Source organism: Lacrimispora sp. (assembly GCF_046972725.1).
In the GTDB taxonomy this organism is placed as follows: Bacteria; Bacillota; Clostridia; order Lachnospirales; family Lachnospiraceae; genus Lacrimispora.
Genome location: NZ_JBKVXF010000001.1, coordinates 611749 through 631277, shown reverse-complemented (window position 1 = coordinate 631277; position 19529 = coordinate 611749). Strand labels below are relative to the sequence as shown.

Here is a 19529-nt window from a genome sequence, read left to right as displayed (position 1 = left end):
GGCGAGAATGTTCTCCGCCGCCCGTGTCCTTTACATCAAAAACATATCGCAGTCTTGGGGTATCGCCTGTGGGGTCAATGAGAGCAATCCCCTTTGAACCACGGCGAACATATCGCCGCATCGTGTTGTTCCATAGGTCGAAGTCCGCACAAGCCGTTGCATCGGGTCGCTGTGCGTAAATCATAAGCTGCTCATAATAAGGATACTTGTAGAGCCGTCCTACAGTGGTTAGAAACCCCGTCCAACCTGTGCGGCTGCTTGTGATCTGTTTAGCGGTTTGTTCTGCCATCTGTGCTAAGGCTTGTGCTTTTGTTGACATATTAGTCCTCCTGTTCTTCAAAATCGGCAATAAGCTCTGCCGTAATTTCTCTGTATTCCTCATCGGTCATGGCAGTGAGTTTATCCATTACACGGTGGGTCAGCTCCAAAAGCTCAGTTTCGTCCGGCTGTAAATGTACTTGCATTGCCGTAAGCTCCGCAAGCAGACCTTCCTTTGTGCCTGTGTCATAGATGCACATGAGGTTACATTCTTCCATCGTAAATTTTCCCATAATCATAGCTCCATTTCTGCACCTTTTGGCGGCGCTGTTTTTTCTTTTTTCTGTGGTGGGTTTGCTTTCTGCTCCCTGCGTGTGGCATCAAGCAGATCCATAAGGGAGATAGGCTTGCCGCTTTTTGCATCTTTCTCAAGCTCGGCAACCGTAGGCTGATTATTCAGCACACCGTCAATCTGATTGTAATTTTGTTCGGTGGACAGTTCAGCGGTACGGAGGGGATTATCCTCGTTTCTAATGGCAAAGGCGCGAATACCGTTTCCCATGATGTGATAAGCTCCGTCATCAGACGAGTGGTGGAAACCATAGCTTGCCGCCGCCATCTGTTCTCGTGTCATCGAGGTCAGGGAAAAGCTGCCCCGTGGCGTAGCAATCCTTTCTCCTGTCAAAAGGTCATCCGGCGAGAGCGGTGCAGGCTCTAAAAATTGTGGCATCTCGGCAAAACCAATGTTATCCACATAGTGAGAGGATACCGTACCACCCACATTGAGCGCAACGATGTCACTGACGGACAGGGAATGTCCTTTGAAATCAGTAGGCTGGTTTAGGTTAAACTGCTCATAGAGATGTTCCAGAGCAGCAGCCTTATTCTCGTTAAAATCTGTAAGTGGGGCGGTATAGACAAGCTCATAATGCTCATGTTCCACAGAAAATCCTGATTTTTGTAAGCGTTCCAATCCCTCAAAACGGTAATTTCTTGTTTCATCGTCGTCTTTGAGCTGATAGATGGCATAAGTATCATGGGAGCTTTCCATAAAAAGCTGTTCCCGTATTTCAGGCGAGAGTTTACCATCCCCTTTGAGTTCCTCAAAGTCCTGCAAAGCTATCCAATCGGCACGTTCCATGCCGAAAATACCGTTGTGGTTGTCGATGTCCTCACGGTCAAATGCCATTGCCTCGGTGTTGTCCTCATAAAGAAGATATACCGTCAAATCCTGCTCAAAAAGCTCCACCGCCCGTGCCTGTGAAATCGGCAGCATTTCATCATCTAAATAGCCATAGGTATTGCGGTCTGCAAGGCTCATACCAGGGTCAGGCAAGGGATAGGAGAGTTCCTCGGTTATCGGCTCTGTGTTTTCAGGGGTAATGGTTGTGGCAAAGTGTTCCTCTAAATCACCAAAGTCATTCCAGACATCGTCCAAAACAACCTCGCCTTGTGGGGTGACTATCAAGCAGGCTGCTTCATCACCATAGTCCTCATGTTCCAAGAGAAAATAGTCCTTGCCCTCCATTTGTGTGCTGTCAATGGCATACCAAGTACCGATATGCCCCTCAACCTTGATATGGCTGCTATTAATGCCGATGGGGGTCGGATTAACACGCTCTTGAAAAGCGGCATCGGCTTTTTCCGTCAGCTCTTCATAATTAATTTGTTTTGCATTGGCACGGTCTTTTAGGGCGGCAATCCCGTTCACAGGGTCATCTTCCATAATGCTGTCCATTGCTTCGTAGATGGAAATGTCGGGGTCATCATATATGCCACCATCAAGGAGATTGTAGTCCTTATCGTAGAAGGAATAATCATAGCCGTCCTCCGTTTCCTGTATGGAAAAATACAGCTCGCCAACCTCATAAGCTAAATATTCGGGAGTAAGGTCAATGCCTTTTTCCTTGATTATTTCAGAAAAATTGCGGTTAATGTCCTCAATCAAGCCGGAAGCAGTTTTGTTGATGGTTTCAAGGGATGCTCTAAGCTCTGGCAGCTCCTTGTCTTTGCTCCATGTGGCGATGTAGCTAAAGCTGTTCTCGCCTGTCTGGATACCGTAATATTGGCAGACAGCAAAGGAAATACTTTCTGCCTCCACTTCCTCGGTACGGCGATCTTTGGGCTTCGGTGGTTCGGTATTTTCACTTAGCTGTGCCACCTCTGCCTGCTGTTTGGTACGGTCATGAAGTTTGGAATGGGCAATCTCATGGATAAGGGCAGAAACCGTCTGCACCTCGCTCATTCCCTCACGGATGGCGATTTTCTGATTTTGACTGCTGAAATATCCGTCCGTATCCGTATCCATCTTTTCAAAAGAGATAGGAACAGGGGCAGAACGAGAAAGAGCCTCCATAAAAAGCTCATACTGTTTCACATCGCCTGTCAGATTGCTTGCAAGCTCCGGCAAAGGTTTCCCTTCGGTTTGTGACACATCGAAAACGGATACCACACGGTAAAGAGGTATTTTAACCTCTACTTCCTCTGTGATGACCTTGCCATCGGTATTTAGCATGGGAGCTTGTGTCACAGGGTCGAGCTTTTCCATTTCTTTTTTTACCTTATAGGGTGTAGGGGCAATAATCTTAATGCCTTTTTCGCCTTTTTTAACATTGCGGGAAAACTGGTCACGCCACTTGTTAAAGCCTGCCACATGGGTGGCATCTGGCTTTTGCATGGAGATGAGCAGAGTGTTGTTGAGGGAATATCTGTGAAAGCGTGACATGGTGCGGAGGTAATCCATGTATTTGTCACTTTGGAACAGCTCCTTGATACCGCTTTCTATACTGTCGGTTATTTCTTTTAGGCGGTCTTTGGTTGTGTTGTTATCAGCCATAGGGGTACTCCTTTCTTATTTTGGACATGAAAAAGAGCAACCATAAAAAATGATTGCTCTAAGTATGGGTGTATCTATTTGTTTGACAAATTGGAATTTGTCAAACTGGTGTTAGGTCAATCCAAACCATGTCTGAACTTTATTTTTTATTAACGTATCACTGAAGTAGCTACCTCTAAATCGGATTGTTATGGTGACAAATCAAGTGTTATCAATCTCGGGATTCACTTTTGATACTTTCCATTTAGTTGTGAAACAGCTTGCTGCTTCTAAGGCAGATAAAATTTTCTCAATTTCTGCAAGGAAGTCCTCGGACTCATCTTGAAAAGCGTTATGTAAATCCGAATATATTTCGGAGGCACTATTCATGGCTTTTTCAACATATGCGTCTAAATACTCATCCCAAGCCACCGATGCATATTCTTCTTGCAGGATATCATTAGCTTTTTCTTCTGTATTGAAAGTGACAAGTTGATACAACGTTCCACCTTCAGATATCGTTTCTTTTAGCCAATCAATACTAAGTCTGTCAAAACATTCTTTGAGTTGTTCAAGAGCATCATTATAGTCTTCATTATCTTCATCATAAGTGTCATCGGCCGTCCCACATACAGAACCAAGCTCATCAAGATCACTGTAGAGGGTTTCAAGGTCACTTAAATCGATGAATATCGAATCCGCTACAACCATTTTGGTTCTCATATAGTCTGTATACAAGTCTTCCAACATCTTATGATGATGGTGTTTGAATTTTGCATAAAGGGACAAAATGAAAAGCTGAAAGGCACTGAAATTCTCGTCGAAATAGGAGAGTGAATCCTTCCTTACCTTATCGAAGAACTCAACGTATAACTTTATGATAAAATCTTTGTCTTCGATCAGAACTCCGGTCTCAATATTACTGGCACTTTCATTTGAGTAATTAGCTGAACCGATATAAACAATGTTTTCCGTTCCAATCATTTTTGCATGATTATAGATATTGAAATATGGAGTGAACTGACCTGGAAAGTTATCTGGATTCAATTTTGAGATATAAATATTAATATTCTTCCTTGCATTAGAACGCACATTATGACCAGCATTTGTATCATAGTATTTATCCATGCGGGAAGGCACGTTTGTTATCAATTCAACATCTGCATCAGTGTTTTTCAATGCTTCCAGAAGTGCATCATATCGCTGATTTTTAGAGATGTTGTATGTTATGATCCTGATGGTTTTCGCAGTTGGAAAATCATCAAGAACCTCTCTATAGTTTAAATCTCCATCGAGTGATACAAACCTTCCACTATCAAACGAAAGTTCCATATAGTAATTCCTCCTTGCTCATATCGATGAATCAGCTTGCGGACAAGGTCATCGTTAAATTCAAACTTATCATCCTAACAACTAGTAATTTGTATTTCAATTACTTGTAATTTTGCAAATATTCTTTATCCTTTTTCACATATCTTTTATCAAACTGTTGAGTGTAAGCTGTTATATGCAGTTCATCGCCTTCAATTTCAATTTCTCTATTACCATGCTCTTTATAGAAACCAAATACGTCTAATTCATCTACAGATGAAATGAGTTTGTGATTGATTTCCCTAAAATTAAGATATCCAAGAAACTCCTCGTATGAATTACATTCCTGTGTAATAATATCCAAATCATAAATATTCACAACATATGGTACTATGTTAATGTCCTTATCAATCTCAACATATTTTGTAATTTCTGAAGGAATAATACCAAAGTTCTCGGCAGTTACACAAACAATATATTTCACTGCAGTATCATCAATATGAACCTCCTGCGCTGTTCCGTCAACCAATTCTATAAATGTTTTTCCATCCTGTATTCTTTTTATAGAACGAACTCCTTGGGTATACGCCGCACCAATTGCTTTATACACATCCTTTTTAATATCATTATTTATTCCTTTTAACGCATTAAGTGTTAGAATTTTACTTTTACACTCACAAAAAAGTGTTCCTTCTGGCATACATACAGTTACATCCGCTTCGCCATCTTCATCTGTATATTTGAGCGATCTGAGTATATTTTCTTTGTTAACTATTCGTTCAAAATACGATTGAGTTAAATCCTCTACAACATCACCCCTATGTTGGGTATAAATTCCTACTACTTTTTTATCAAAAATTTTCTCAGCTATAAAAGTATAGTGAAAGAGCTTTGGTAAATTCATTAATGATGAAAATAACAATGGCATGTATATATATTCTCCAAAGTCAATAAATGGCTTTGATATCAAAATTTTAAATTCCGCTAAATCTACTTTTTTGTAATCTCCTGCAAAAGCCTTAACGCTTAAATAATTGCAGATGTAATCTACTTCTTTTACGCCAATAGCATCTCGCAAATTTTTTTTGTCAATTCTGAAAATATATCCTTCTTTTATACTGGGCAATTGAGGTTTTGTTTTTCCAAAAAATGCTTTTATCATATTTTTAACTTTATATTTCTCTGAATAAGCTTTTGCGACTCTAACTCCATATGTATGGAAAATATATAAAATCATCTTTTTGCATGAAGTAAACGAAAATCCCAGCTTGGCTTTTATATCCTGATCTAATGGAGAATACAATTTTTCTGCAAAACTAATAAGTTGATGAATATAGCCATCTCCACGAAATGCCATATTTTTTACTTTCATATGTTGTGCTTGTAAAAATGCCTCTTTCTCTTCATCTGTTGCATTTACCATCTTTAGTGCTTCAGTAAATAATTCTTCAATATTAGGAGCAAAAGCCTCTTTACAATACTTTTCCAGTTTGAGATAATCCTCCCATTCAAATGGAATATTTCCACTTTTTTTACATGCGAATAACGCATTAGTCGCAAAATACTCAGATGCAGATATTAGTGAATCTACGCCATGTCCATATAGCAGCATCTGCATTTCGATTATTCCAGACAGAACTTCCTCCAATGAGTATTTTGATAGAAATTCCACTATTTCATCTGTTTTGCTCATTTTAGCACTTAACCCCCTTTACACAAATTCAAATTTATCTGTTGCCGTTATAGATATTATTATAGTATACAAGCATGAGCATTTCTACTAAAATAGGATTTTATTGTTTCTTGTCTATTTACTTTTTGCCCCCTTTCTTTTTGAGAAACTCCATCTTGAAATTCACATACTTACCGCCCGTATCATCAAGCAGGACGATAGCATCATAGGTTTTTTCTGTCTTTTCAGAGAAACAGCCAGTAAGCTTAACTTTTCCATTTTTCAGCAGCTCAGTCGCAACCGCCTTTGTCAGCGCCTTTTTCTTGGCAGTGAAAAACTTGTTTTCTTTCCAGAGAGCAAAGCCACAATCCCTGGTTTCACAGGCAAAACCTTTTTTGTTCTCCATCACATTCCCGCCACAGCGAGGACAGATGCCGATAGCTTCACGGTCAGAGGGAAAGAGGACATTGCCGCCCTTAACCACTTCATAGGTTTTCACAAGGGTATCGGTCATATCGGTAATGCCCTGCATAAATGTTTCAGCAGAAAGCTCCCCACGTTCAATGAGTTTGAGTTTTTCCTCCCATTCGGCGGTAAGCTGTGGGGATTGAATAGCCTCCGGCAGTATTGTAATGAGAGAAACACCCTTGTGGGTAGGCAATAGATGCTTGGTTTTTTTATCGCCCTTACGCTCGGCAAGCTTGGTTTTGATGAGCTTTTCCAAAATGCCTGCACGGGTGGCAGGAGTGCCGATGCCTTTTCGCTCCACATCTTCGGGCATATCCTCAATGCCTGCTGTTTCCATAGCAGAAAGCAAGGTGTCCTCGGTAAAATGCTTGGGCGGTGTGGTCTTGCCCTCTTTGACGGCAACTTTTGCAGAAGAAAACACTTTGCCCTGGTCGATGTTCGGCAGGGCGGCGGTTTTCACGCTATCTCCAGTTTCTCTCTCTGGCTTTTCCTTCAGCGTGGAACGAAACAGCCATTCAGCCGCCTTAAAGCCCTCATCAAGCACCATTCTGCCCTTTGCAGAAAAGGAATTGTCGCCACAGTCGGCGGTGATGACTGTTTCCCCATACACACAGCTTTTGCCCACAGCACAAATCAGCCGTAAGGCGATAAGAGAAAGAATGTCACGCTCTCCTGCAGGCAGTTCAGTAAGCTTGGAGCTGCTTATCGCCATTGTGGGGATAATGGCATGGTGGTCGGATACCTTGCTGTTATCGGTCACGTGCTCCATATTGATGGACAGCTCCAGAGTGTTCCCAAATGAAAAAATCTTTGCGGCGGTTTTTACTACGGCAGGGGTACTCTCCATCATATCGGTGGTTAGAAATCGGCTGTCGGTACGAGGATAGGTCACGAGCTTTTTCTCATACAGACTTTGGGTGTAATCAAGGGTCTGTTGAGCTGTAAAGCCAAACATTCTGTTAGCCTCTCGTTGCAGGGTGGTAAGGTCATAGAGCTTGGGCGGCTTTTCGGTTTTCTTTTTGCTTTCCACGCTTTTGATAGTGACGATCTGACCGTCACAGGCTTTGTAAAGTGCCTCAGCCGCCGCCTTGTCACTTAGCCTTTCGCTGGACAGCACAAAACCGTCACAATCAAGCAGCACCGTGTAAAACGGCTTTGGTACAAAGGAGGAAATGGCACTTTCACGCTCCACGAGCATGGCAAGGGTGGGAGATACCACTCTACCTACGTTTAAGGTCTGATGATACAACACGGAAAACAGGCGGGTGGCATTGATGCCCACAATCCAGTCGGCTTGGGGACGGCATAGAGCAGACTGATAAAGCCTTTCATATTCCACACCGTCTTTGAGATTTTTAAAACCCTCGGCAATGGCACTTTCCTCCATTGAAGAAATCCAAAGGCGTTTAATAGGCTTTTTACAGTTACAGTGATTGTAGACAAGGCGAAAGATAAGTTCTCCCTCACGTCCTGCATCGGTAGCGGCGGTCACGATATCCACATCAGCACGGCTCATCAGTTCACGGAGGATTTTAAGCTGCTTTTGCTTGCCGTTTGCAATAGAATACTGCCATGAGGCAGGTAGGATAGGTAAATCATTGTATGTCCATTTGGCATACTTTTCGTCGTAGGCATCGGCAGGCGCAAGCTCCACCAGATGCCCTACGCACCACGAAACAAGGTAGCCACTGCCCTCCATATATCCGTCGTTTCTGTTGGTTGCACCGATAACAGCGGCGATGGACTGTGCCACACTCGGTTTTTCTGCGATAACTAAATTCATTTTTTGTCGCTCCTTTCCTTGGGGGTAATGATAAGCTCACGGTAATGTTCATTTTTACCGTGAGCCTTTTCCTGTTTTTCTTTATGGAGAGAGGGCGGGTTCCCCCGCCCTCCCCGTGGTTTCTGCATCATCATTTTTTCAAAGGGACTGTCTGTAAAATAGGTCACTTGGTATCAGCCTCCTGTTCAGTATCCTCCGTATCATCTTCGGTTTCGTATTCTTCCTCGGTATCATCAGCCTCATCGTCATCAAATTCGTACTCGTCGAGTTGAGAATTGCCCTTTGTTTTCGGCTTGTTTTTCAAAACCTTAAAGTAGTAGAAAGCACCGCCGCCTAAAATACCTACAATTAAAAGCAGGGCAAGCATACCCATAGAGCTATTTTTCTTTTCGGGTTTTTCTGGCTCGGTTTCCTCGGCGGTCTTACCAGAGCATTTTGTCAGATCGTTTTTGCATACAGGGCAGGAGGTGTTGACTGCTCCGGTAGTACATTCATCGGTACAGGAGCAAATCTCTTGCACAGGGGCGGCGGTGGCATCGTCCTCAATAAGTGCCATGAGGTCAGCCTCGTCTACAAGGTTTAAGAAATAGACATTTTCCTTGTCACCATCACGGTCTATGACCAAATAAAAGTAATTGCCGTTTTTGGACTGCATGGTGACAAACTGCTTGGACTTTGCCTGTTCACCATCAATATCGTCCACAAGCGTGAGGTTGCCATCGGGGGTAAGAGGTGCAGGGTCTGGTGTGGGTGTAGGTGTTTCGGTTACTTCGGGGGCAGGCTCGGTAGTGTCCTCGCCGCCGCCTGCAAAGGCAGTGGTGGAAAAGGCGGTACAGCAGAGAGTAACCGCAAGTAAGGTAGCGAAAATACGCATTTTAGTTTTCTTCATCGTGTTGTTCCTCCTGTTTTGGCATAAAAATAGGCACTTCGCTTTTTTCACGAAATGCCCTTAAGAATATAGAAAGTTCCTCGGTATTCATTTTGGTACTGCGGATAAGCTCCACCATTTCGGTGTTTTCCAGTTCCGTCTTTTGGCGTTCCAGTTCACGGAGCTTTCCTTGCTGTTCAGATAGCTTTTCTTTGGCTTTTTCTATCTCTGCAAGGATTTTACTTAATTTTTTATTCATTTCAGACCTCCTTAATTCATTAGTCCATATCCAATAATCACGCTGCTGTTCATATCATAATCTCGGATACGGCAGGCATCGCCGCTATTGCCCTCTACGGTATAAACCCTCTGACCGTCTGTGCCGATGACAATGCCCACATGGTCAGAGCTGCCGTCACCTTCCCAATCAAAGAAAATCACATCGCCGGGGGCAAGGTCTTTGTAATTACCGCTTGCCCATTGCCCATGCGATTTAAACCACGGAATACCCTGCGACTGGCAAGCGGCAAATCTCGGTTCACTGTATCCTGCTTGATTTAAGCACCATGATACAAAGCAGGCACACCATTCTACACGGCTGTTAAAACCATACCATGACCAGAACGGCTGTCCGCCCACATTGCCTACCTGCGACTTAGCAATGTCTACAATATTTTGATTGCCCTCTCGTGAGCCGTCTTTGAAGATAACACCGCTTAAATCGGTGGAGGGAGAGCTATCGCCTGTGCCGCCACCAAAGATAAATGGCTTGTTTCCTCGTGTTTGCAGACAAATACGATACTGCTCAAGCTGTTCGTCATTCAGTAATCGTTCCGCAATAGAACCGACAGAAGCGTTTTTCAATTTCACATTTAAAATGTAGTAATTGTACGGCACTTCCACGGTGTAAGTATCGCTGTGGGAATTTCCTTCAGCATCAGTCCATGTATCAGTATGGGTTTCGGTGCGGTAGCGGACTTCCACCACTTCGGTAATGGTTAGCTTATATTGCATATCAAAGACACGCTGTAATTCTTGGTTTACCTCACTGCTTGGCTTGTAATTCTGAAACAGGGCGGTGAGATAGGCGGCAAGCTCGTGAGGGTTATGTCCGATGGTATCAAGGTCATAGCGGTACTCGTCATAGCCTGCATACTGACTTTCAATATTGTCAATGCGGTCTTGTAAGCCATTTTCAAGGGCGGTGTAATTGTTGTCTACAGCAATAATATCCGCATCCTCTGAGGTGTAGGAGGTGGCCGCTATGCTGTGTAAACCGCCCTCCAACAGAACTGTGCAAGAGGATACCGCACACATGATAAAGACAACGAGCAAGCCGATGGCAGCGAGGATAAGAAACACTTTTTTGTTCTTGGTGATAAACTGAACTACCTTATCGGTGGCTTTTGCCGTAGTCTTTGCTGCTGTTTTTGTGTTCTTAGCGGTGGAGCTTGCCGATGCAGCCGTATTTGCTGATCCGCTAAAGCGGGCGGCAGCATACTGCTTTTTAATCGCTCGTTTTTGCTGCCACTTAGAAAGAGGATTAGAGGCGGCCTCTGGATTATCCCGCAAGCTCTTTTTGTAGAGATAGTTGATTTCAGCCTTTGCAGTTGTCCGTTCAGTTCTGGCAAGCTGACGATAGGGTTTGAGCTTGTGGCTGTGATAAGCATTTTGCATCCGCCTTGCGCCAAACTCTAAAACCTGCTCGGACTTATGAGCTGACTCCACACCCACATTATCCCTTTCGCTTTCCCGTATCTCTTTATGGATTTTCGCCATCAGCTCCTGCTGTGGGATATTCTTTATCTTGCGAGAGAGCTTAGAGGGCGGTTTTGGCTTGTCGATATCCTCAAAATACAAACGCACCTTTGGTTTGCCTGTGTCGGCGTCAAAGGTGCGTTCTCTGGTCAGCTTTTTCTGTTGTGGAATATTTGCCTGTGCTTTTTCCATTTTATCCGCCGCTTTTACCGCCTTTTTCATCGGTTTTTCAAGGGTCGGGTCTGTGCGTTCTTCTTCGGTAAAGGTAAGACGTGATGCCTTACCCACAGGGCGAAAGGGTCTTTTTCCCATGATTTCACCTCATTTCTTTGATACGGTTTTGAATGATTTCATAATATTTCTGACTGATTTCTGCACCCAAATACTTCCTTTCGGTCAGAATTGCTGCTAAAGCTGTACTGCCTGTTCCCATAAATCCGTCAAAAATCAAATCCCCGGAATTACTTGAAAGCTGAATGAGCCATGACAGGAACTCCATATTTTTAATAGAGGGGTGGTAAATCCCATGTTTCTTTTGCCATGTGGAATTATAGGTAGCTTTAGGATATTCACTTCCAAACCAACAGGAATTAAACCTTGTCTTATATTTCTTCGCAGGCTGTCTGCCTGTATTGGACTTTGTTCCCTCCGGTTTTCTGTTTCTCAAAAGAGTAGTCTTGTTAAATTTCCTACGACCTTTCTGACAAAAGATAATCCATTCTGAATTGTTAGCAAAACTTCCATGTAAATCTCCAATACCACCAATCGTTCCTTTTTCTACTATCATGCAGTTTTTTATGGTAAATCCTGCCTTCTCTAAACACTCATAGTGATAGGGATAACAGTCAAATCGGGTAAAAAAATAGGCATGGGCATTGTTTTGTAAAACACGGTAACACTCCCTTGCAAACAGACTGTAATTAATTCCGTCATCGCCTATGATGAAAGGGTGTTTCTGATTGGTAAAGTGGTTTTGATATGAGATTCCATAGGGCGGGTCGGTCAATATCATGGAAACATGCTCATCAGGAATTTTTGATAGCAGTTCCATACAATCCATGTGATATACCGCCATTACAAACTATGCTCCTGCTTTTTTTGTGGGACAGGGGATTTAGGAGCAGGTGCTTTCTGTGACTTTTCCTTTAAATGGGCTCGTACAGATGGCTTTTTTTCGTTTCCTTTATTCGCTGCCTTTTCTAAGCGGTCAACTGCTGTTATGGTATGGGTTACATTTTGCCTTATCCTTTCTAACATGGATTTGGAGTGCTTGAGCTGTTTTGTGGCAACCGCCAGTATTCCTTTGTCCTCATTTCTTTGGGTCAGTTCCTTTGTTTCTTTTCCCGTAAGGACACGCCCCAAGTTACCGGTTTGTTCCTTTAAAGCATGAAATTCACTCCCTACAGCATTGATTTTGTTTATGTGCTTTTGGGTTTGGGCAATAGAAGAAGTCAGATTATCCCTCAAATCCGTCAGAGCTTTCCTCAGTCCGATAAAATCCACCGCTTTATTCAGGGCAGAAATTCCATTTTCTTTAATAAGGGAAAGGCTCTCCTTGATGCTGTTGGAAATATCCGTTTTGATATGCTCTAACTGATTTTTCGCCTCCGTTACTTTTTCCTGTAGCGTTAGAACCCCGTTCATAACAACGGCTTTTATTCCCTTATCCTGTATAGCCGATAGCTGACCTTTGACGGTTTGCAATTCGCTTAATACCTCGGCATACTGTTTTTCCATCTGATTTAGCTGTGACAGGAGAGAAGAAAACTCTGTGAATTCTTGTTTTCTACCCTGACCGTTTAAAATCTCAAAAAATTCTTTCAAGTGTTCCTGTTCCCCCAACGGGGCTGTCAATATTGCATTCATATATTTTCGCCTCCATTCTTTGCTCATTTACTTTTCATTTGGTTTCGTTGTCATAATGCGGTACAGCTCTGTATCCTTGGGGAACTTATCGGCAAAGGGCAGAATAACATTCCCATAAAATAAAAGTCCCTCGCCCTCGCCAGAGTGGGTCACATAGGAGAGTTGATGGGTGGAGATATTGAGCTGTTTGGAAAGGATTTGCCTGTCACCCGATGCTTGACTGAGCATATAAATGAAGTCGGAGTTTTCAAAGATATTCTCCACCTCACGAGAGGATAACAGGTCTTTTACATTCTGCGTAATGCCTGTCGGAATGCCTCCCCACTTACGAAAGCGTTTCCAGATTTCTACTGAATAGGCGGCTGTCTGTTCCTCTTTAAGCAGCAAATGAAACTCATCCATATAGTAGCGAGTGGAGCGTTTTTCAGCACGATTGACCGTCACTCTGTTCCAAACTTGGTCTTGCACCACCAGCATACCGAGCTTTTTAAGCTGTTTGCCCAGCTCCTTAATGTCAAAGCAGACAAGGCGGTTATTCAGCTCCACGTTGGTGCGGTGGTTAAAAACATTGAGCGAGCCAGTGACATAGATTTCAAGGGCAGCTCTGATGTGCTGTGCCTCTTTTTCCTCCTGTTCCTCCAGAGCATGATAGAGGTCACTCAAAATAGGCATTTTTTCTGGTATGGGGTCAGCAAGGTAGTCATTGTAAATCAGACGTACACAGCGGTCTATAATACTTTTCTCCACTGGCTGCAATCCCTCCTTGCCGCCGACAATCAGCTCACAAAGGGAGAGGATAAAATCACTCTTTAAGGATAACGGACTTTCATCTTCGGAGTAGTTGAGGTTAATGTCCATCGGGTTTACAAAGTCAGTGCTGGTGGGTGAGATTTTTATCACTTGCCCATTAAGCCTCTGAACAAGGGGAAAATATTCTGCCTCTGGATCACAGATAATAATATCATCTGTGGTAATCAAAAAGGTATTGGTAATTTCACGCTTAGCAGAAAAGCTCTTGCCACTGCCCGGTGTTCCAAGTATTAAGCCGTTGGGATTTTTGAGCTTTTTTCGGTCAACCATAATGAGGTTGTTGGAAAGAGCGTTCAGTCCATAATAAAGAGCTTCGCCGCCTGCTTGAAACAGCTCCTGCGTGGTAAAGGGAACGAAAATGGCAGTTGCCGAGGTGGTAAGACTGCGTTGAATTTTAATCTGGTTTAGTCCGAGGGGCAGAGAGGACATCAATCCTTGCTCCTGCTGATAATCGAGCCGTACCAGAGTACAGTTGTGTTTTTGGGAAATCCCCGATGCTTGGAATACGATGTTTTCAAGCTGCTGCTTGTTGTCGGCAGTGTTCATCACAAGAAATGTGACTAAGAACATTCGCTCATTGCGGCTCTGCAAGTCCTGCAATAGTTTTTTTGCCTCTCCGCCATAGGTGGCAAGGTCTGACGGAATGATATCCATATCATATCCTGCACGGACAGCTTTTTTCTGTTCTTCAATTTTCATCTTGTCGAGGTCGGTGATTTTTCGCTTGATAGTCTTAATCGCCTTGGTCTGGTCTACCGACTGAATGTGCATGGTGACAAGGAGATTGCTCTCCATGTCCAGAAAGTCGGCAAGCATACGGTCATTGATTTCGGGAGCGAGTATCTGCAAAAAAGAAACTGCCCCATACTTTTTGCCCATGCGGAATGTTCTGCCCTCACGAAACTCAAAGGACGGTGGGGCAATAAAGTCCTTTGCAGATAATCCCGATGGCACAAGCCATTTCCAGTCAAAGCGGAACGGCTCGTTGCCGTCCATGCGGAGCATATTATGGAGCAGTCGCAAACGTTCTTTACCATCTACCGATTCCACCATTACTCCCAACCGCTTAAAGCTGTTCCAGAGGTCATTTTCAATACGCTCCAAACGGGGTTTGGCAATTTTGATGTTCTCTGCCTCAATGCCAAAGGTGAGGTACTTGGTCTTTACCAGCCCGTTGTTGCCCTTGGCAAGCTGATTGTGGAGCATTTCTGTGTATTCGGTACGGATGCTGTCAAAATCGTCTGCCTGTGGCCTGATGGAAACACTGCTTTCATAGTCCTCGGCATTGGCGGTCATATTGAGGAACGAAAGCTGAAACCGCACAGAACTGTCAAAGTAGTTGAGAAAATCGCACCAACTCTCAAAGATGGCGGTCTTGTCATCGTTCTGTGCAAGCTGATAGTTAATATCGTGAAAGCGTAGGGTCTTGGTGTAGAGGGTATCTGTCACACGGCAAATGCCATCGGGATACATTCTCTGAAAGGGGATACTGTCCTGTGCAGATTTTGCCTTATTGTCCGGGTTTTTTGCTCTTGCAATTGCCGCCGTAATTTCCTTTTTTTCTGCCCTCGTGAGCTTGAGGGCTTTTGCTTTTTCTGCGTTCAACAATGTTTTTTACCTCCTTGTCTAATATGTTCTGCCTTTGTATAACAGTGTAGAAATTATCTGTCTGATACGGTCTTTGCTTTGAAGTGAAAAATCGTACCTCCAGATAGTGTTTTGCAATGACTTCCAACGGCTGACCGTGCTTTTCATACATAGCAAACATGAAAAGGGGCAACATGGAAAATATCATTAAGAGAGACGCACCGCTTGTGCCGATACTGTCCTTTGTGAGAAAGAACAGGGGCAAGCCGACAGCGAGAGCCGCAGAAAAACAAATGAGCTGCCGCTTGGTGAGGTTGAACATCACCTTTGTTTTCACGGTGCTTAAATCTTTGGGAACGGGTACATAAGCCATAAAAACTCCTTTCTGCTCTTAATGAGCTGAGAATATACTCTTAGCCAGTGAACCCGTCTTAAGAAGGGTAAAGCAGAGCAAAATTGTATACCCCATACAAGTCCAGATAGCGGTGATGATGTCCTCATCAGTGGCGATGGACTGCACCAGTACCGCATAAATGCCCACACACACCATAATGAGAAAGGCTTGAAAGCCGAGAGCAAGCATGGATTTCAGATAGTTCTGCCCCATGCCGCCCCATTCACGGTTTGCCATTGTTGCAAAAGGAATGGGAGCGAGAGAGGTGGTCATATAGATTTCAAGCATTCGCCCGTAGATGACCACAAAGATGCAAGCACTTAAAATGTGCATTGTTAGTCCAACCACCATACTTTGTAGCCAAATGCCTAAAAGTGTTCCTACCTCCATTTCACCGAGGCGGGTTTCCATGTCTGCTACAACAGAGGTAATGTCGATGTTGGTGTCCGTAATAATCACTCCGGCAGCACCCGATACAACGTGCTGTGACATATCAAAGATAGCCATAACGATGTTAAAGGTATTGGTAATCAGGTACACAGCTACAAAGGTTTTGAATATCCACTTGAAGAATATCCAAGTGTCGATTTCGTGCATATTGTTCTTTTCAATGACCATCTGTATCAGCTCGTAGCACATTACAAAGGTCAAGATAATGCCTGCAATGGGAATAATGACGGTTTCGGAAAGTGAGCGCACCATAGAAAAAATATCACCATTCCATGCGGATGGGGTCATTCCTACATCGCCTGCGATTTCTCCAACTTGTGTGTTGACATTATCAAACATTCCAGACAAGTTACCGGTAATGCCGTCAATTAAAAGGTCTTTGAGCCATTTTTCAATGGCTTCCCATAAAGAATCCATCAGGGTTGCCCTCCTTTCTTGCCCCCTCCAGCCTGATACGGAAGGGGGCAGAGAAGTTTACTGCTCTGCTTGGATTAACCGAACAAGCCAGACAAGAGAGGTACAAGTACCATGCCGATGAGGGCAACACCGCCGCCTGCCATGAGCTGTTTCATACCTTGAGATTTTGCACCCGGATTATCGTTACCGTAACCTTCCAAGAGGTTGATGACACCCCAAATTCCCAAGCCTGCACCAAGTGCGATTACCAGTGTCTGCAATACATCTATTGCTGAGTTAAAAAATTCCATTGTGTTTCCTCCTAAAATTTGAATTATTGGTTGTAATTGTGTTTAAACATGAAAAAACCGCCTATTCAGCGGTTTCGGGTTCGTCAGTGAGGTCGATTTCGTAAACATCGAAAACCTCATCGGGTTTGAGTTTCAGTTTTGTGGACAGATATTTTTCAATATCAAAGGTGTTTCTTTTATCAAAATCAGACAGATATTTATAGTTCGGGTGCTGCGTAATATCATACTTGTCCGAGAGAAACGGGCGAACACCTCTAAGCTGTAAAATACACTTGCCGCCGTCCATAACGGCAAGCTCATCCATGCTCATAAGCTCCTTTCCCAACTTTTGATAATTAAGCCCGTAACTTCTTTGTGTTCCTCTGGTATCGGAAGTGTTAAACATATCAATGGTTTCCTTGCCGAGAGTTTCCGACAAGTCCTTGAGGGTGGTTTTCTCCTTTCCACCGAGAAACACCATACTGTCGCAGTTGCCGATAATAGTGTCGGCATTGTCCTTATAGAGAGCCTTTAACTGGCTCTGTGCCTGCAAAACGAGGCAAGCCGAGATCTCACGGCTACGAATGGTTGCCATCAGCTTTTCGAGCTTTGGTATCTGCCCGATGTTGGCCGCTTCATCAATCAGGCAACGTACATGGATAGGAAGTCTGCCGCCATACACATCATCGGCTTTATCACACAGGAGATTGAAAAGCTGTGTGTATGCCATCGACACCAAAAAGTTAAAGGTATCGTCTGTATCACTGATGATGATAAACAGGGCGGTTTTCTTATCGCCCAAGGTGTCAAGCTCCATTTCATCATAAGCGGTCAGCTCACGCAGTTCCTTGATGTCAAAGGGAGCAAGCCTTGCACCGCAGGAAATAAGGATAGATTTTGCTGTCTTGCCCGCAGCTAATTTGTATTTTTTATATTGCCTTACAGCAAAGTGCTGGGGGTCTTTTTCCTCCAAGCGATCAAACATGAGGTCAACAGGATTTTTAAAGTCCTCATCATCTTCACGCACCTCCGAGGCGTTTATAAATTCGATGAGGGTAGAAAAGTTTTGCTCATGTTCGGGAGCCTCAAAGTGGATATACCCGATGAGTGCCGTATAGAGCAAGGTTTCCGCTTTCACCCAAAAATCATCTCCGGCTTTGCCCTCGCCTTTGGTATTGGCGATTAAGGTAGTGACCAGTTTCAAAATGTCCTTTTCACTTCGCACATAGGCAAAGGGGTTGTAATGCATGGATTTTTTGAAATTGATGGTGTTGAGCATCTTGATTTTGTAACCATACCGTAGGAGCATTTTTCCGCACTCTACCACGATACTGCCCTTGGGGTCAGTCACAACAAAGCTGACTGGATACTCTTTAGACTGGCATTGCATAAGGTTTGGTTTGAGCCAAAACCTCGTTTTTCCAGAGCCGGAGCCGCCTACAATCAGCACGTTCTTATTTCGTGCGTTCTTTGGACTTTTGGGGCGGCTTGACATCATCAGCCGTTCCGTTTGGGTGAGTATCACATTGTTTCCAAACACAGGGTCTGCAAAAGGTGCAATGTCCTTTGCGTTGCCCCATCTTGCAGAGCCGTACTCAATGCCCTTACGGTATTTTTTTGCATTTTTCCCTTTGAGATAAACCGCAAGCCGAATAGCAGCCGCAAGCAGGATACCGATTAACATATCCTGTGGGTACAGGCTCGGCAGTGGATTTTCAAAGGCGGCGGCAAACCCATCGGTAAGGTTTAACACTTTGCTTGCAAAGTCATAGCCTGTGGTGAGCCGCCATGCCTGCGGTACTTTTGTGAACATCAAGCCGATAAAGACATAGGGCAGATTGAGAATAAGGAGCTTTTTTGTTTTCGTGTTCATAGGCTCTGCTCCTTATTTCTGTTTTTCACCTTGTCGGTGACCGTGTTTTTCACAAGCTCAGTAAATTTCTTGAGCTGTACAAGTACGGACGGTTTTTCAGCCTTTCGCACGGTCTTGGCGGTAAACTCGGTAAAAGCGGCGGTGAGAGCATCGGCATCCCTCGCCTTGAAAAAGACAAGGTACTTGGGTGGGGTCACGCTTTTATCCTTTTTGATGGCAAAGTCAACGCCGTATTTCTTTGCCACCCGTTCAAAGCTCTTGATGTTCTTGTCCGTCACCTCAATATTACTCATGCCTTGATTTTGCTCTGCAAGCTGCTTGACCGTTTGCTTGCCGTGGGGAATGGGGTCAGGACTGTCACGGCTCTTGTTTTTCTGTGCCTCCAAGAATTTCAAAATGGCGTTTTTCAGCGTTCTGCCTGTCAGCTTTGCCGTATTGATGGCAAGCGTAACCGACCTGTTTTCAACTTCTTCCTGCATAAGCAGTCCTCCTTTCCGTGATGTAGCTGGTAGTTTTCACTAAGGTGGAACTACCAACCGCCGGAGCAGATATTTAATCATTCTTTGTTCGCCCCTGTCCTTTCACAGTGAGAATGCCGTCCAGTGTAGTGGCGGTAATCCGCAAACGCTCTGCAACAGCAATGTCATTTTTTACGCTTTCGTCCACAACAGTTCCGCAGACTATAAGGACATGGGAGCGCCGTAGCATATCCCGTCCTATATCAATTCCATCCTTATGCTCCTGTGGGATTTCATCGTTTATAAAAAGTGGCAGGAACAGCAGAGGACACATGGGCATAAAGCCTGCCTCATAAATTGCCCTGCAATATTTAGCGGCGTTTTCGGTGTTCTCAAACTCGTTATTGCTCCAAGCAGCCGTGATATATGCCATAGGTCTTTTCATGGTAAAAAACTCCTTTCTGATTTTGGG

The 19529-nt window shown here is 43.9% G+C and carries 18 protein-coding genes; all 18 read right to left on the bottom strand.

Annotation, left to right across the window (positions count from 1 at the left end; all coding sequences use genetic code 11):
- Positions 1–320: 320 nt before the first annotated feature.
- Complete coding sequence (locus ACLTWA_RS03235; protein ID WP_412326107.1) at positions 321–551, bottom strand: transposon-transfer assisting family protein; 231 nt, start codon at positions 549–551, stop codon at positions 321–323.
- Positions 552–553: 2 nt separating this feature from the next.
- Positions 554–3094: a YodL domain-containing protein gene (locus ACLTWA_RS03230; protein WP_412326106.1), complete on the bottom strand. Its 2541-nt coding sequence runs from the start codon at positions 3092–3094 to the stop codon at positions 554–556.
- Between the two features lie 201 nt (positions 3095–3295).
- Positions 3296–4405, bottom strand: a complete 1110-nt coding sequence (locus ACLTWA_RS03225) for a phospholipase D-like domain-containing protein (RefSeq protein ID WP_412326105.1) — start codon at positions 4403–4405, stop codon at positions 3296–3298.
- Positions 4406–4505: 100 nt separating this feature from the next.
- Positions 4506–6077, bottom strand: a complete 1572-nt coding sequence (locus ACLTWA_RS03220; protein ID WP_412326104.1) for a hypothetical protein — start codon at positions 6075–6077, stop codon at positions 4506–4508.
- Between the two features lie 118 nt (positions 6078–6195).
- Positions 6196–8307 carry a DNA topoisomerase 3 gene (locus ACLTWA_RS03215; RefSeq protein ID WP_412326103.1) on the bottom strand — a complete coding sequence of 704 codons (2112 nt, stop codon included), beginning with the start codon at positions 8305–8307 and terminating at the stop codon, positions 6196–6198.
- Complete coding sequence (locus ACLTWA_RS03210; protein WP_412326102.1) at positions 8304–8474, bottom strand: hypothetical protein; 171 nt, start codon at positions 8472–8474, stop codon at positions 8304–8306. The genes ACLTWA_RS03215 and ACLTWA_RS03210 overlap by 4 nt, the downstream gene beginning before the upstream one ends.
- A complete protein-coding gene (locus tag ACLTWA_RS03205; protein WP_412326101.1) occupies positions 8471–9196 on the bottom strand; it encodes a DUF4366 domain-containing protein in 726 nt (241 codons plus the stop codon). Before ACLTWA_RS03205 ends, ACLTWA_RS03210 begins: the two co-directional genes overlap by 4 nt.
- Complete coding sequence (locus tag ACLTWA_RS03200) at positions 9183–9434, bottom strand: DUF4315 family protein (protein WP_412326100.1); 252 nt, start codon at positions 9432–9434, stop codon at positions 9183–9185. Before ACLTWA_RS03200 ends, ACLTWA_RS03205 begins: the two co-directional genes overlap by 14 nt.
- An 11-nt stretch (positions 9435–9445) precedes the next feature.
- Positions 9446–11245, bottom strand: a complete 1800-nt coding sequence (locus ACLTWA_RS03195) for a CHAP domain-containing protein (protein WP_412326099.1) — start codon at positions 11243–11245, stop codon at positions 9446–9448.
- Between the two features lie 4 nt (positions 11246–11249).
- A complete protein-coding gene (locus ACLTWA_RS03190; protein WP_412326098.1) occupies positions 11250–12008 on the bottom strand; it encodes a DNA-methyltransferase in 759 nt (252 codons plus the stop codon).
- Positions 12008–12799, bottom strand: coding sequence for a DUF6674 family protein (locus ACLTWA_RS03185; RefSeq protein ID WP_412326097.1), 792 nt, complete (start codon positions 12797–12799; stop codon positions 12008–12010). The genes ACLTWA_RS03190 and ACLTWA_RS03185 overlap by 1 nt, the downstream gene beginning before the upstream one ends.
- 27 nt (positions 12800–12826) lie before the next feature.
- Positions 12827–15214, bottom strand: a complete 2388-nt coding sequence (locus ACLTWA_RS03180; RefSeq protein WP_412327166.1) for a VirB4-like conjugal transfer ATPase, CD1110 family — start codon at positions 15212–15214, stop codon at positions 12827–12829.
- A complete protein-coding gene (locus ACLTWA_RS03175) occupies positions 15120–15569 on the bottom strand; it encodes a PrgI family protein (protein WP_412326096.1) in 450 nt (149 codons plus the stop codon). The genes ACLTWA_RS03180 and ACLTWA_RS03175 overlap by 95 nt, the downstream gene beginning before the upstream one ends.
- Positions 15570–15587: 18 nt before the next feature.
- Positions 15588–16457, bottom strand: a complete 870-nt coding sequence (locus ACLTWA_RS03170; RefSeq protein ID WP_412326095.1) for a VirB6/TrbL-like conjugal transfer protein, CD1112 family — start codon at positions 16455–16457, stop codon at positions 15588–15590.
- Positions 16458–16531: 74 nt separating this feature from the next.
- Positions 16532–16747, bottom strand: a complete 216-nt coding sequence (locus ACLTWA_RS03165; protein WP_004077018.1) for a Maff2 family mobile element protein — start codon at positions 16745–16747, stop codon at positions 16532–16534.
- Between the two features lie 61 nt (positions 16748–16808).
- Complete coding sequence (locus ACLTWA_RS03160; protein ID WP_412326094.1) at positions 16809–18599, bottom strand: VirD4-like conjugal transfer protein, CD1115 family; 1791 nt, start codon at positions 18597–18599, stop codon at positions 16809–16811.
- Positions 18596–19078, bottom strand: coding sequence for a PcfB family protein (locus tag ACLTWA_RS03155; protein ID WP_412326093.1), 483 nt, complete (start codon positions 19076–19078; stop codon positions 18596–18598). The genes ACLTWA_RS03160 and ACLTWA_RS03155 overlap by 4 nt, the downstream gene beginning before the upstream one ends.
- 73 nt (positions 19079–19151) lie before the next feature.
- Entirely contained in the window at positions 19152–19502 is a 351-nt protein-coding gene (locus tag ACLTWA_RS03150) for a hypothetical protein (protein ID WP_412326092.1), read from the bottom strand.
- Positions 19503–19529: the final 27 nt, after the last annotated feature.

Excerpts from the sequence above, each read along its gene's own strand:
- ACLTWA_RS03185 (WP_412326097.1), bottom strand. The coding sequence starts at position 12,799 with ATGAATGCAATATTGACAGCCCCGTTGGGGGAACAGGAACACTTGAAA.
- ACLTWA_RS03235 (WP_412326107.1), bottom strand. The coding sequence starts at position 551 with ATGGGAAAATTTACGATGGAAGAATGTAACCTCATGTGCATCTATGAC.
- ACLTWA_RS03175 (WP_412326096.1), bottom strand. The coding sequence starts at position 15,569 with ATGGCTTATGTACCCGTTCCCAAAGATTTAAGCACCGTGAAAACAAAG.
- ACLTWA_RS03195 (WP_412326099.1), bottom strand. The coding sequence starts at position 11,245 with ATGGGAAAAAGACCCTTTCGCCCTGTGGGTAAGGCATCACGTCTTACC.
- ACLTWA_RS03155 (WP_412326093.1), bottom strand. The coding sequence starts at position 19,078 with ATGCAGGAAGAAGTTGAAAACAGGTCGGTTACGCTTGCCATCAATACG.
- ACLTWA_RS03170 (WP_412326095.1), bottom strand. The coding sequence starts at position 16,457 with ATGGATTCTTTATGGGAAGCCATTGAAAAATGGCTCAAAGACCTTTTA.
- ACLTWA_RS03215 (WP_412326103.1), bottom strand. The coding sequence starts at position 8,307 with ATGAATTTAGTTATCGCAGAAAAACCGAGTGTGGCACAGTCCATCGCC.
- ACLTWA_RS03200 (WP_412326100.1), bottom strand. The coding sequence starts at position 9,434 with ATGAATAAAAAATTAAGTAAAATCCTTGCAGAGATAGAAAAAGCCAAA.
- ACLTWA_RS03205 (WP_412326101.1), bottom strand. The coding sequence starts at position 9,196 with ATGAAGAAAACTAAAATGCGTATTTTCGCTACCTTACTTGCGGTTACT.
- ACLTWA_RS03190 (WP_412326098.1), bottom strand. The coding sequence starts at position 12,008 with ATGGCGGTATATCACATGGATTGTATGGAACTGCTATCAAAAATTCCT.
- ACLTWA_RS03220 (WP_412326104.1), bottom strand. The coding sequence starts at position 6,077 with ATGAGCAAAACAGATGAAATAGTGGAATTTCTATCAAAATACTCATTG.
- ACLTWA_RS03225 (WP_412326105.1), bottom strand. The coding sequence starts at position 4,405 with ATGGAACTTTCGTTTGATAGTGGAAGGTTTGTATCACTCGATGGAGAT.
- ACLTWA_RS03230 (WP_412326106.1), bottom strand. The coding sequence starts at position 3,094 with ATGGCTGATAACAACACAACCAAAGACCGCCTAAAAGAAATAACCGAC.
- ACLTWA_RS03165 (WP_004077018.1), bottom strand. The coding sequence starts at position 16,747 with ATGGAATTTTTTAACTCAGCAATAGATGTATTGCAGACACTGGTAATC.
- ACLTWA_RS03150 (WP_412326092.1), bottom strand. The coding sequence starts at position 19,502 with ATGAAAAGACCTATGGCATATATCACGGCTGCTTGGAGCAATAACGAG.
- ACLTWA_RS03160 (WP_412326094.1), bottom strand. The coding sequence starts at position 18,599 with ATGAACACGAAAACAAAAAAGCTCCTTATTCTCAATCTGCCCTATGTC.